The 12,116-nt window shown below is 71.6% G+C and carries 14 protein-coding genes; 3 read left to right on the plus strand and 11 right to left on the minus strand.

Features of this window, described 5'->3' with window-relative positions; genetic code table 11:
- Positions 1-7 precede the first annotated feature (7 nt).
- Positions 8-457, plus strand: coding sequence for a gamma-glutamylcyclotransferase family protein (locus AB0A63_RS39660; RefSeq protein ID WP_360401681.1), 450 nt, complete (start codon positions 8-10; stop codon positions 455-457).
- A gap of 118 nt (positions 458-575) precedes the next feature.
- On the opposite strand, the gene AB0A63_RS39665 is transcribed toward AB0A63_RS39660, so the two are convergent.
- The 8 genes from AB0A63_RS39665 to AB0A63_RS39700 form a co-directional block, all read right to left on the minus strand.
- Positions 576-1,391, minus strand: coding sequence for an ESX secretion-associated protein EspG (locus AB0A63_RS39665; protein ID WP_360401684.1), 816 nt, complete (start codon positions 1,389-1,391; stop codon positions 576-578).
- The gene (locus AB0A63_RS39670) at positions 1,391-2,626 is read right to left on the minus strand and encodes a PPE domain-containing protein (RefSeq protein ID WP_360401687.1); all 1,236 of its coding nucleotides are present in this window, start codon (positions 2,624-2,626) and stop codon (positions 1,391-1,393) included. The genes AB0A63_RS39665 and AB0A63_RS39670 overlap by 1 nt, the downstream gene beginning before the upstream one ends.
- A gap of 1 nt (position 2,627) precedes the next feature.
- Positions 2,628-2,993, minus strand: coding sequence for a transcriptional regulator (locus AB0A63_RS39675; RefSeq protein WP_360401690.1), 366 nt, complete (start codon positions 2,991-2,993; stop codon positions 2,628-2,630).
- Positions 2,994-3,090: 97 nt separating this feature from the next.
- Positions 3,091-3,687: a DUF3558 domain-containing protein gene (locus AB0A63_RS39680; RefSeq protein ID WP_360401693.1), complete on the minus strand. Its 597-nt coding sequence runs from the start codon at positions 3,685-3,687 to the stop codon at positions 3,091-3,093.
- Between the two features lie 6 nt (positions 3,688-3,693).
- A complete protein-coding gene (locus AB0A63_RS39685) occupies positions 3,694-4,260 on the minus strand; it encodes a GNAT family N-acetyltransferase (RefSeq protein ID WP_360401696.1) in 567 nt (188 codons plus the stop codon).
- A gap of 10 nt (positions 4,261-4,270) precedes the next feature.
- Positions 4,271-5,050, minus strand: a complete 780-nt coding sequence (locus AB0A63_RS39690) for an HAD-IA family hydrolase (protein ID WP_360401699.1) — start codon at positions 5,048-5,050, stop codon at positions 4,271-4,273.
- Positions 5,047-5,433: a DUF1707 domain-containing protein gene (locus tag AB0A63_RS39695; RefSeq protein WP_360401702.1), complete on the minus strand. Its 387-nt coding sequence runs from the start codon at positions 5,431-5,433 to the stop codon at positions 5,047-5,049. Before AB0A63_RS39695 ends, AB0A63_RS39690 begins: the two co-directional genes overlap by 4 nt.
- 53 nt (positions 5,434-5,486) lie before the next feature.
- Positions 5,487-7,262, minus strand: a complete 1,776-nt coding sequence (locus AB0A63_RS39700; RefSeq protein WP_360401705.1) for a biotin carboxylase N-terminal domain-containing protein — start codon at positions 7,260-7,262, stop codon at positions 5,487-5,489.
- A gap of 134 nt (positions 7,263-7,396) precedes the next feature.
- On the opposite strand from AB0A63_RS39700, the gene AB0A63_RS39705 reads away from it, so the two are divergent.
- Positions 7,397-8,053: a hypothetical protein gene (locus AB0A63_RS39705; protein ID WP_360401708.1), complete on the plus strand. Its 657-nt coding sequence runs from the start codon at positions 7,397-7,399 to the stop codon at positions 8,051-8,053.
- A gap of 3 nt (positions 8,054-8,056) precedes the next feature.
- On the opposite strand, the gene AB0A63_RS39710 is transcribed toward AB0A63_RS39705, so the two are convergent.
- The 3 genes from AB0A63_RS39710 to AB0A63_RS39720 all read right to left on the minus strand — a co-directional run bounded on the left by AB0A63_RS39710 (position 8,057) and on the right by AB0A63_RS39720 (position 11,513).
- Complete coding sequence (locus AB0A63_RS39710) at positions 8,057-9,340, minus strand: dicarboxylate/amino acid:cation symporter (RefSeq protein WP_360401711.1); 1,284 nt, start codon at positions 9,338-9,340, stop codon at positions 8,057-8,059.
- Between the two features lie 180 nt (positions 9,341-9,520).
- The gene (locus AB0A63_RS39715; RefSeq protein ID WP_360401714.1) at positions 9,521-10,120 is read right to left on the minus strand and encodes a nucleoside triphosphate pyrophosphatase; all 600 of its coding nucleotides are present in this window, start codon (positions 10,118-10,120) and stop codon (positions 9,521-9,523) included.
- Positions 10,080-11,513 (minus strand): MFS transporter, encoded by a 1,434-nt coding sequence (locus tag AB0A63_RS39720; RefSeq protein WP_360401717.1) that lies wholly within the window; start codon positions 11,511-11,513, stop codon positions 10,080-10,082. The genes AB0A63_RS39715 and AB0A63_RS39720 overlap by 41 nt, the downstream gene beginning before the upstream one ends.
- Before the next feature lie 80 nt (positions 11,514-11,593).
- Here AB0A63_RS39720 and AB0A63_RS39725 point away from each other — a divergent pair, with 80 nt between their 5' ends.
- Positions 11,594-11,980, plus strand: coding sequence for a hypothetical protein (locus AB0A63_RS39725; protein WP_360401720.1), 387 nt, complete (start codon positions 11,594-11,596; stop codon positions 11,978-11,980).
- The last annotated feature ends 136 nt before the right edge of the window (positions 11,981-12,116 follow it).

Genomic DNA, 12,116 nt, shown 5'->3' on the forward strand with positions numbered 1-12,116 from the left:
GTCGGACGTGCCGCTCTATGCCGCGTACGGGTCGAACATGGATCCGAACCAGATGATGGAGCGAGCCCCGTACTCCCCGCTCGCGGGGACCGGCTGGCTCGTGGGTTGGCGTCTGACCTTCGGCGGCGAGGACCTCGGCTGGGAGGGTGCGCTCGCCACCATCGTCGAAGAGCCGGACCAGCAGACGTTCTGCGTGCTCTACGACGTCTCACCGCGCGACGAGTCGCGCCTGGACCGGTGGGAGGGGGCGCTCGGGCTGTACAAGAAGATCAGGCTGCGGGTGCAGACCCTCGAAGGGTCCGTGGTGGCCTGGCTGTACGTCCTCGACGCGTACGAGGGCGGCCTGCCCTCCGCCCGGTACATCGGCGTCGTGGCGGACGCGGCCGAGGCCGCCGGCGCTCCGCACGACTACGTCAACGACCTGCGGACCCGCCCCTGCCAGGGCATCGGCCCCTAGCTCCCTCTCCCCGCGCGCCCCGCGCCGCTGCCCTCACGCGGGGCCCTTTCGTGCGCTCACAGCGCACGAAAGCTCCCCGCGTGCACCTCAGCAGGCGGGCGAAGGGGCGCGTGACGGGTCAGGACGGCTGGCCGGTGGCCTCTTCCAGCAGCTCCACCAGGTGGTGGTGCAGCCGGCGGTAGTCCACCGGGGTGATCGTCGACCACGGCGGCCTGCCCTCCGAGGCCCGGCGCATCTGCAGGTAGCGGCCCTGGGGCGTGTCGTAGAACGAGACCACCCGGTCCGGCCGCACCCGCTTGCCCCACTTGTCGCGGGCCGCCGCGCCGAACTGGCCGCGGTGCGTGGCGTCGCGGACCATGTCGGCCAGCGCGTGGGCGTCGTCGGCGCGCAGGCCGCGGGAGCACAGCTCGGCCTCCAGGTCCTCGGGTGAGGCCGCCGAGGAGGCCGCCGCGTCCAGGTCCGCCGACGGCAGGGTGATGGAGTGGCCCTCCCCGGCCGGCGCGGACGGCAGGACGGTCAGGGCCTCGCGGGGCAGCCCGTCGGCCTCCGCGGGGCGCAGCAGGAGCTGGCCGCCGTCGAGGACGGCGAGCACACCGGCCTGGCCCTTGCCGGCCGCCAGCAGGCGGACGCTGCGCTCGTGCAGCCAGAGGCGGGCGTCGATCTCCCGCTGCGGGCGGTTGAGCACGTGCAGCAGGTCTTCCAGGGTCGGGTCCAGCGACCGCGGGCCGCCCAGGCCGCGGGCGCCGAGCTGGCGCCAGACCTGGTCCTCGAGCACGCGGCGTTCCTCGCGGGTCTTGCCCGGTGAGGGCACCTTGAGCACCAGCGGCATCGTCTCCAGGCCGAGGTGCTCCCAGAGGACGTCGAACTCCAGCGCGGAGATGACCACCGGGTCGCGCGTGTCACTCGTCCCGAGGTCCAGGCCCAGCAGCGTCATCAGTCGGTCGTGCTCTCCCCGATCACCGGCAGCGCGTAGCTGCCGATCCCGTAGATGTCATCGCGTTCGCGCAGGTAGTCGGCGGCCTTGTGCTCAAGGTCCTCTTCGTCCTCGCCCTTGCGCGGGCCCATGCCGCCGAACGGGTCGTACGACTGCGGCAACGGCACGGAGCGCTGGTGCACGCGGTCGTTGTTCTGCCCGCCGACGGTGCCCAGCGGGCCCATCGACGAACCGTGGGCGCCACCCGCGTTGTTGACCGTCGCGGTGTGGCCGACCATCTGGCCGACGGCCGCCGACGACGACGCGGTCGCGCCCTCCTCCATCTCCTTCACCTCACCGGTGCCGGCCGAGGACGACGAGCGGTTGCCGGTGCGCTGACCGGGCACGGCACCCGTGGTGCCGACGCCGGCCGCGCCGGTGCCCGCCGGACCGGACGTGCCCGCGGTGCCGGCCTGGCCGGCCGAGGACAGCGACGTCGAACCGGTGCCCCTGCCCGTGGTCGCCGCGGGCGACACGCCCGAGCTGCGGGTCGTGGTGCCCGGAGCGGTGCCGCTGCCGCCACGCGGGGGCGCGGTGGTCGAGCCGCGCGAGCCGGAGCCCGTGCGGGTGCGCGGACCGGTGCCCGTGCCGCCGTGCGGGCCGAAGACCCAGCCACCGGGCGTGTGCACGCCGGGGCCGCTGCTCGACGTGATGCCCGAGGCGCTGATCTGCAGCTGCGGCGGCTGGGTGAACTGGCCCAGCGTCGAGGTGTTCGCCGTCGTGGACGACGCGTAGGTGGCCATGACCTCACGGGCGCGGCGCTCTGCGGAGTCCGCTGCCGCCTCCTGCTGCTCGTGGTCGGTCTGGCCGCCGAAGAGGTGCACGATGCCGCTGACCAGCGCGTTCGGCTGCTCCGCCGTCACCTTCACCGGCGCGGGCATGTCGGCGCGGGCCTTGGCGATGTGGTCGGCCTGCAGCTCGGCCGAGTAGCGCATGACGTCGGCTCCGCCGCGGGCGCCGTCGGCCCAGGCGGCGAGCGGGTTCATGCCGGCGGCGGCCTGCTCGGCCGCCCTGCCCTGCCACCGGGCGCCGGACTTCGCGATGCCGCGGTGCAGGTCGTCGTTGATCTCGCTCAGCGCACTGGACACACCGGCCCAGCGCTCGACCGAGGTGTGCGAGGCAGCAGCGCCGGGACCGGCGTGGATGCGCGCGTAGAGTTCCTCGTGGCTGTAGCCCTGCCAGCGGTGCTCCACCATCTCAGCAACCACTCTTCCCCATCAGGCCCGTGTTGTCGCCCTCGACCACGCGGTACTGGCGTTCGATCTGGTTCAGGTTGTCCATCGCCGTCTTCAGCTGCCGCTGGTAGTTCTGCAGCGCCTCGAGGGCGGAGTCGCCGTCGGTGACCGACCGCTCGTTGAACTTCTCCGCTGCCTCGGCGCTGACCGGGTCGCCGGCCCACGGGCGGACCCGGAACTCGGTGACGGCGAGCTCGATCTGCTTGTCGAGCTTCGTCAACGCGGCTGAGAAGGTGCTGCGCAACGCGGGGATCGCGTCCGGCTCCACGTTCAGCTCGTGCTGGACGGGCGGCGAGGAGTCAGCCCCGCTGCGTCCCCCTGGCGGCATGGTGGAACCTCCGGCGGTTGTGCTTGCAAGCGCTCAGCCACTCTAACCACCGAAGGTAACGCTGTGGAGTGCAACGGGTGACTTCCCCCCGTGTGGGTCAGCGCTTCTGGGTCAAACTGGCCATCGCGGCCTCCGCCACCCGCTGGGCCCCGAGACACAAATGATCTTGTTGCGCGCCACTGGAATTGCCGCCGTCGCGGAACATGACGTCGAGGAACTGGCCCTCGGCGACGTCGACCTCGACGTTGCAGACGTCGTCGATCCCGGGTGTGCGGACAGTAATCGCCGCGAACCCCTCGATCGCCCCGATGACGTACTCGACCTGGGCGTTCTCCGAGATCCACACGTCGGCGCCGGAGACCAGGACGAGCGCGAGGCGGGTGACGTTGCCGCTGGTCGTGCTGCGGATCGAGCACGCCTTCGCGCCGTTGAAGCTCGTTTCGACGTACGGGTTCGGCGGGCTGTCCAGGCTCAGCGCCGTGCGCTGGTCGGCGGTCAGCACCGCGCACGGGTCGACCTCGTCCAGCGGGACCGCCAGCGGCCGGGGCGGCAGGGACGGCCTGGTCGCCGAGGACGTGGGCGCTGGCGGCGGGGCACTGCTGTCGCCGGAGCTGCGTTCAGGCCCGGTCGTGCACCCGGTCAGCGCCAGCGCCGGCACCACCACCGCGGCGGTGAGGAGCGCTCGGATCCGCATGGCCGGTCACCGTAGCTGCTCCGGGAAGGGGTCCGTGGCCAGGCGAGACCAGAGCAACATGTCTTCTCGCTGCTCATCGACTATCGCCTCGTCGCGAAGTCGACCCTCCAGGGTGAACCCGCACTTCTCCGCGACGCGCTGCGACGCCTTGTTCGACGCCGCGTGCCGGTAGGCGACCCGGTGCACGCCCAGCCCGCCGAACGCGAACGCGAGCGTCGAGTTCAGCGCGATCGTCAGCACGCCCCGGCCGCGGTGCTCCGGCTGCGTCCAGCAGGTGATCTCGCCGAGCCCGAACTTCAGGTCCAGGTCGCGGATCACCACACCGGCCAGCAGCTCGGCCGTCGTCGCGTCGCACACCGCCCACGAGACGCGCTGCTCGTAGGTCCAGCCGTTGGTCAGGTAGTCGACGAAGATCTCGGCCGCCGCCTCGTTGTGCAGCCCCATCCTCGGCATGTACCGGCGCGTCTCCTCGTCGGCGAACGCGGCCGTGATCGCCGGGACGTCGTTGATCCGGTCGTCCCGCCGGAACGCCCTCAGGTAGTACTCGCCGGCGTTGATCTCGACTGCTTCCACGCGGGTGAGGCTAGTGCTCCGCGGCGAACCCGTCGTGCCGCTCCGCCAGCTCGTCGAGCTCGTCGCGGTGCGCGGAGGCGGGGGAGCCGTCCGGTGCGGTGGTCAGCTCGACCACCCAGTCCACGTCCTCGGCGTCGTCCTCACCGGCCAGCATGTCCCGGTGCACCCGCGCGGGCGCCCAGCCCTCTCCCAGCAGCTCGGTGGCGAGCTCCTCGGCCTCGTCGCGGTCGGGCAGCACCAGCAGCACGGTCGGCGGGACCAGCCCGCGCGTGGCCAGCGCCACCCGCAGCGCCCGCACGTCCGGCACGTGCACGCCGTCCAACCCGGCCGCGGTCGCCGCGACGGCGTTCTCCTCGCTGTCGTCGCAGAACACCGCCGTGGTGCGGCCGAGCTCGTCGAGCACCCGCCGGTAGATCGCGGGGTCCGGCTTCGCGACGCCCAGGCGGGAGGAGTTGAAGACCGCGTCGAACTCCCCGTCGAGCCCGAGCACGGCCAGGTCCGCCTCCAGCCGCGTGGTCGCGTTCGACAGCAGCGCCACGAAGCACTGCCGGCGTGCCAGCCGGGCCAGGTGCAGGGCCTCGGGAACGACCTCACCGCCCGCCGCCCACGCGTCGACCCGTTCGCGGGGGATCGTCCTGGCGATCTCGTCCTGCCACTGCGCGTCGGTGATCTCACCGGTGACGGCCCGGTGCAGCAGACCGGGCTCGAACGCGACGGCGGCGATGTCCGGCGGGGTCGGTGGATACGCGCGCAGCACCCCGTCGAGGTCGAGCAGCAGCAGCGGTTTCACCGCCGGCGCCCGTTCCACTGCCCCCACAGGATCGCGACGGCGGGGATGAGCAGGAAGATCAGCGGGTTCTTGACGAGCACGAAGAACGCGATCACCACGGCGACCCCGACCACCGGCACCACCGCGCCCTCCCAGCGGCGCGCGGGCACGGCAGAGGGCTGGTCGAACATCGGCGTCGGCACGGCGAACTGCGGCCGCGGGTCCGGCAGGTCGCGGAACTGCGCGAGCAGCTCACCGCGGGTCTTCGCGGTGGTGATCCGCGCGGACCGCTCGCCGTACTCGTCCACGTCGATGCGGCCCGCGCTCATGTGCTCACCGAGCACCTGCAACGCCTGGCTGCGCTCGGTGTCGCCGATGCGGATGTCCCGTGCCGGGTCGCTCACCCCTCAATGGTAGGCGAGCCCCCACCCTGCTTCCCCCGCAGATGCTTGAGCTGTCAGTCCTTCAGCTCGCAGATCACGGTGCCCTGGGTGATCGGGTCACCGGGCGCGGCCGCCAGCCCCGTCACGGTGCCCGCCTTGTGCGCCGTCACCGGGTTCTCCATCTTCATGGCCTCCAGCACCACGATCAGGTCCCCGGCCGCGACGGTCTGCCCGTCCTCCACGGCCACCTTCACGATGGTGCCCTGCATCGGCGCCGCCACCGCGTCACCGGACACCGCCGCCGACCCGCCGCCCGCGCGCTTGGCCTTCGCCGGCTTCTTCACGGCGGCACCACCGGCGGCCGGACGCGCGCCCACCGCGAGGTCACCCGGCAGCGACACCTCCAACCGCCGCCCGCCGACCTCGACCACCACGGTCTGCCGCGGCGCCTCCTCGGCGGCGGCGTCCGCGCCACCGGAGAACGGCGGGATCCGGTTGTCGAACTCCGTCTCGATCCACCGCGTGTGCACGGTGAAGCCCTCGGGCTTCTCGGCGGTGAACGCCGCGTCGCGCACGATCACGCGGTGGAACGGCAGCACGGTCGCCATGCCGTCGACGACCATCTCGTCCAGCGCGCGCCGGGCCCTCGCCAGGGCCTCCTCGCGGGTCTCGCCGGTCACGACCAGCTTGGCCAGCAGCGAGTCGAACTGCCCGCCGATCACGGAACCGCTCTCCACACCGGCGTCCACGCGCACGCCCGGCCCGGACGGCGCCACGAACGTGGTCACGGTGCCCGGCGCCGGCAGGAAGCCGCGGCCGGCGTCCTCACCGTTGATCCGGAACTCGATGGAGTGCGCGCGGGGCGCCGGGTCCTCGGTGTACCGCAGCTTCTCGCCCGCGGCGATGCGGAACTGCTCGCGCACCAGGTCGAGGCCCGTGGTCTCCTCCGACACCGGGTGTTCGACCTGCAGCCGGGTGTTGACCTCCAGGAACGAGATCGACCCGTCGAGGCCCACGAGGTACTCGACGGTGCCGGCGCCGTGGTAGCCGGCCTCCAGGCAGATCGCCTTGGCCGACGAGTGGATGGTGGCGCGCTGCTCGTCGGTCAGGAACGGCGCGGGCGCCTCCTCGACGAGCTTCTGGTGGCGGCGCTGCAGGGAGCAGTCGCGGGTGCCGACGACGATCACGTTGCCGTGCGTGTCCGCGAGCACCTGGGCCTCGACGTGGCGCGGCTTGTCCAGGTACCGCTCGACGAAGCACTCGCCGCGGCCGAACGCCGTGACGGCCTCGCGCACCGCGGAGTCGAACAGCTCGGGGATCTCCTCCAGCGTCCGCGCGACCTTCAGGCCGCGGCCACCGCCGCCGAACGCGGCCTTGATCGCGATCGGCAGGCCGTTCTCCTCGGCGAACGCGATGATCTCGTCGGGGCCGGACACCGGGTCCTTGGTGCCGGGCACCAGCGGCGCGCCGGCGCGCATCGCGATGTGCCGCGCGGTCACCTTGTCGCCGAGGTCGCGGATCGCCTGCGGGGTCGGGCCGACCCAGACCAGGCCCGCGTCCAGCACGGCCTGCGCGAACTCGGCGTTCTCGGACAGGAAGCCGTAACCGGGGTGCACGGAGTCGGCACCGGACTGCGCTGCGGCGGCCAGCACCTTCTCGATCGACAGGTAGCTCTCGCCGGGGGTGTTCCCGCCGAGCGCGAACGCCTCGTCGGCGAGCCGGACGAACGGCGCGTCCCGGTCGGGGTCGGCGTAGACGGCGACGCTCGTCAGCCCGGCGTCCTTGCAGGCGCGGATGACCCGGACGGCGATCTCACCGCGGTTGGCGATGAGGACCTTGCGCAGCGACACGGCGTCGTACCTCCTGCTGGGACCGGCAATTACGGCTCTGGCTGGTGCCGCAGTCTACGGAAACCGGTGAACGGGGAGAGGGAGAGACGGCTCACTTCACATCCATCGTGGGCCCATCCGCCACAATCTGCTCTGTGGGTGCAGCCAGGTCCTCGCGGGTGGTCGCCGTCGTCGCTGCCGCCGTGGTCGTCGCGGGGCTGGTGTTCGCCTACTCCCAGCGTCCCGACCACACCGGTTCGGGCCAGTCCGGCAGCGGCGGGGGAATGCGCTGCGGTACCACCGTCTGCCAGTCCGTCGTCGGCAGGTCGGTCGGCGGCGACATGGTGGAGCTGCTCGGCGGCACCGGCGGCGGGCGGATCAGGGTGACCGGGGAGACCGGCACGTTCATCTTCGAGATGACCACCGCCGAGGCGGGCGCGACGATCACCGCCGACTCGTTGCTGTGCCACGCGTCGGCGGTCAGCGTGTGCCTGGTGCGCGGCCCGCACAACGACGAGGTGCTCGGCGAGGTGCTGGTCCGCAAGAACGGCACGTGGTCGCGCATCCAGACGACGTACCTGGCGAGCGCGGCCTACCTGGGGCTGCACGACGTCGACGAGGACGGCGTCGCGGACATCGTCGCCGCGCAGCTCGCGTGCGGCGGTCAGTGCCGCGACGCGTTCGTGCAGGTGTTCAGCGCACTCGGTCCGGACATCGGCTGCACGCAGGCGGCGCCGGCGCGGGAGCAGCTGCCAGGCTGGCCCGCACCGGCGCCGAGGTTGTCCCAGCTCCGTCCCTGCACCGACGCCTAGGCGTCAGGCGTTGATCAGTTCCTTCTCGGCGGGAGCGCCGTCCTCGATCAGGCCCTCGCTGCGGGCGACCACGACCGGCACGGTGATCTGCCCGGCCACGTTCGTCGCGGTGCGCATCATGTCGAGGATCGGGTCGATCGCGTAGACCACGGCCACACCGGTCGCGATCACCTGCGGCGGCAGGCCGATGACGCCCAGCGTCAGGGTGAGCATCGTGTACCAGCCGGTGGTGCCGGCGGTCGCGAACGCGCCGAACACGGCCACCGCGACGATGCCGACGTACTGCCACACCGAGAGCTGGATGCCGAACAGGTTCGCGATGAAGATCGTCGCGACGGCCGGGTAGACCGCGGCGCAGCCGTCCATCTTGGTGGTGGTGCCCAGCGGCACGGCGAAGTTCGCGTACTCCTGCGAGACGCCGAGGTCCGTGGCTGCCTTGCGGGACAACGGGAGCGTGGCGCCCGACGAGCGGGACACGAACGCGAACTGGATGGCCGTCCACGACTTGCGGAAGAACTCGACCGGCGAGACCTTGCCGACGAACTTCAGCAGCACCGGGTAAACGACGAACAGCACGATCGCGGTGCCGAGGTAGACGGCGACGATCAACGAGAACAGCGGCCGCACGAACGAGTTGCCGTACGTGGCGACGGCGTTGCCGATGAGGCCGAAGATGCCGATCGGGGCCAGCAGGATGATCCAGCCGACGACCTTCTGCACGATGTCGAAGAACGAGCGGACCAGGTTCGTGAACGGCGCGGCCTTGTCGCCGAGCGCGTAGGCCGCGAAGCCGACGAGCACCGCGATGAACACGACCTGCAGCACGTCGCCCTCGGTGAAGGCGCTGAAGATGTTCGACGGGACCAGGTTGTCGAGCAGCGCGCTCCACGAGCCGGACGCGCGCTTGGCGAGCTTGTCGACGGCACCGGCGGCGGGTTCGATCTGCACGCCCTGGCCGGGCTTGAGGACCGCGCCGACGGCGAGGCCGATCAGCACGGCGACCAGCGACGTGATGCCGAACCACAGGAACGTCTTGCCGCCCAGGCGCGCGGCGGTGCGACCGCCGCCGAGGTGCCGCAGCGACGCGATGCCGACGACGATCGCCGTGAACACGAGCGGGATGACGGTGAGCTGGAGCAGCTTGGTGAAGTTGCCGCCGATCCAGGCGAGCACGGGCGCGAGCCACGTGCCCTTCCCGAGCCAGCCGGCCAGCGCGCCGAGGACGAGCGCGGCGAGCACGGTCAGGCCGAAGACCTTGGGTTTGCGGTATGTCTGGACGATCGACACTGGAACATCTCCTGGGCAGGGATGAGCGAAAGGGGGCTGGGGGCGGTCAGCCCGTACAGCCCGTGCTCGTCCTGCGTCCGTGGTCGATGGTCCGACGACGCGTCAAATACTCGTTCACCGCGTACCCCCAACGCGTCCGCTGGGGGCAATCTTCCCTGTTGGGAGGAAGTGTGACCAGGGCTACCAGAGTGTGGACACCGGAACACCCAACCGGCCCAGCAGCCGCCGGGTGAGCGGCAGGCTGATGCCGATCACCGAGGTGTGGTCGCCGTCGATGCCGTCGATGAACCAGCCGCCCAGCCCGTCGATCGTGAAGCCGCCCGCGACGTGCAGCGGCTCACCGGTCGCGAGGTAGGCCTCCAGCTCCTCGGCGGCCGGCGTGCCGAACCGCACGGTCGTCGACTCGGCCGCGGACGCCCGGCCGACCACCTCCCCGCCGGACACCCGCAGCACGGTGTGCCCGGTGATCAGCACACCGCTCTTGCCGGCCACCCGCTGCCACCGCTCCCGCGCGACCTCGACCGTGCCCGGCTTGCCGACCAGCTCGCCCTCGAACAGCAGCATCGAGTCGCAGCCGATCACCACGCACTCGTCGTCGTGCTCGACCGCCTCCGCCTTGGCCGCGGACAGCGCGACCACCGTCTCCTCGGGCGTCGGGTCGGTGAGCGAGGCGACCAGCGCGTCCTCGTCGACACCGGACACGCGGACGACGGGCTCGATGCCCGCCGCCCGCAGCACGCTAAGACGAGCGGGGGACTGGGAGGCCAGGATCAGGTGCACGCCCGGAGTCTGGCACGGGCGGTGCGCTCCCCGGGGGTGCGGTCGCCGGGGTCACGGGCCGGAAGGCCACCGCGGCGACCAGCCCGACCAGGAGCACCGCGATCAGCATCCAGAACGTCGCCCGCACCGCCGTGGTGAAGTCGCCGGTCGCGGCCAGCACCACCTGCAGCACCGCGCCCATCGCGGCGCTGCCCAGCACGTTCCCGAACTGCCGCGAGGTGTTGTAGATGCCCGAACCCGCACCGAGCAGCGACCGGTCGACCGTGCGGATGGAGATGTTCGTGAGCGGCGAGTACACCAGCCCCATGCCGACGCCCAGCGCGACGAGCGAGGGGACCAGCACCCACTGGTTGCCGTCGTGCAGGAGGAACGTCATCGTGCCGATGCTCACCGCCAGCAGCACGAACCCGCTGATCGGCAGCACCTTGGCGTTCGCCCGGTTCGACCAGCGCCCCGCGAAGATCGCCGTGGTGCCGGACATCAGCGACGCCGGCGCCGTGACCAGGCCCGCCATCAGCGGCGACAGCTTCGGCACGGTCTGCAGGAACAGCACCAGCGCCACGAAGAAGGCGGTGACCGTGAACCCGATGGCGATGTTCGCGACGTTGCCGAGCGAGAAGTTGCGGTTGCGGAAGATCCGCAGCGGCAGCAGCGGCTCCGGGTTGCGCGGGGCCGCCTGCCAGAGCACGAACGCCACCAGCACCACCACCCCGGCCACCACGACCTCGGGGATCGTGACCGGTCCCGCGACCCGCCCCCACCCGTAGTGCTCGCCGTTCTGGACGCCGAACACCACGAGCCCGAGCCCCGCGCAGCACAGCACCACGCCCAGCACGTCGAACCGGTGCGCCCGGCCGGGCCGCAGGTCCGGCACCCACAGCGCGAGCAGGACCAGCGCGACCACCCCGATCGGGATGTTCACGAAGAAGATCCACTGCCACCCCAGGTGCGTGACCAGCACACCGCCCAGCAGCGGTCCCGAGACCGTGGCCAGTCCCGCGACCGAGCCCCACATGCCCAGCGCTGCACCCCGCCGGTCCGCCGGGAACAGGTGCGTGATGAACGCCATCGTCTGCGGCGTCATGGCCGCGGCCCCCAGCCCCTGCACCGCGCGGGCGGCGATGAGCGCCGTGGAGCTGCCCGCGAGCCCGCACGCCAGCGAGGCGAGCACGAACAGCAGCAGCCCGATCAGGTAGAGCCGCTTCGGCCCGTACCGGTCACCGAGCCGGCCGGTCATCAGCAGCGGCACGGCGAACGCCAGCAGGTAGGCGCTGTTCACCCAGATGATGTCGTTCAGCGAGGCACCGAGCCCGGCCTGCATCGAGGGCATCGCGACGTTGACGATCGTGGTGTCCAGCAACGTCATGAAGAAACCGACGCAAAGGGCGTACACGGCACGCCAGGCAGCCCGGTCTGCTGATTGCGTAGGACTACTGATGCGCGCTCTCCTCTTCCGTCGGCACCCTCGGTGGGGTGAAGCGCTGGGTGCTTGTCCTCACCGAACGCGGTCCCGATCGCGAAGGCAAGCGCAGACGGACCGCCGCACTCCTCGTCGCGCTCGGCGCCCTCCTCGGCGCCGGTGCCGTCGGAGGCGTGCTCGCGAGCGACCCCATCGGCTACGGCGTACCCGTCTGGCCGTTCGCCAACCCTGCCGACCGCGCGGAGAACGCGTTGCTGGCACAGGTCGAACCCGCGCTGCGGTCCCGGCAGCCACTGCCCACACAGGACGCACAGGTGCTGCGCACGACCGAGTCGTACGGCAGCGTGTTCTGGACGTTGAAGCTGAGGGTGGACGGTGAGGAACGGTGCCGGGAGGTGGCCGTGGGCCTCGACTTCACGAGCCGCCGCGTTCCCTGCTAGCCAGAAGGCGTCTGCAAGTACCACCGACTGGCAGTCGGTGGTACTTGCAGACGCCGGATCAGCCGGGGAGACCCCCGAGATCGGAAGAGCGGGGAGTTGGGGAAAAGTGTTCAAAGGGTGGGGTATATATGGGTGG

The sequence above is a fragment of the Lentzea sp. NPDC042327 genome, assembly GCF_040647275.1.
GTDB lineage: Bacteria > Actinomycetota > Actinomycetes > Mycobacteriales > Pseudonocardiaceae > Lentzea.

What these genes read in the sequence shown, in the direction of transcription:
- AB0A63_RS39665 (WP_360401684.1), bottom strand. Translation starts at nt 1,391, where the DNA reads ATGACGCTGCTGGGCCTGGACCTCGGGACGAGTGACACGCGCGACCCG.
- AB0A63_RS39670 (WP_360401687.1), bottom strand. Translation starts at nt 2,626, where the DNA reads ATGGTGGAGCACCGCTGGCAGGGCTACAGCCACGAGGAACTCTACGCG.
- AB0A63_RS39675 (WP_360401690.1), bottom strand. Translation starts at nt 2,993, where the DNA reads ATGCCGCCAGGGGGACGCAGCGGGGCTGACTCCTCGCCGCCCGTCCAG.
- AB0A63_RS39680 (WP_360401693.1), bottom strand. Translation starts at nt 3,687, where the DNA reads ATGCGGATCCGAGCGCTCCTCACCGCCGCGGTGGTGGTGCCGGCGCTG.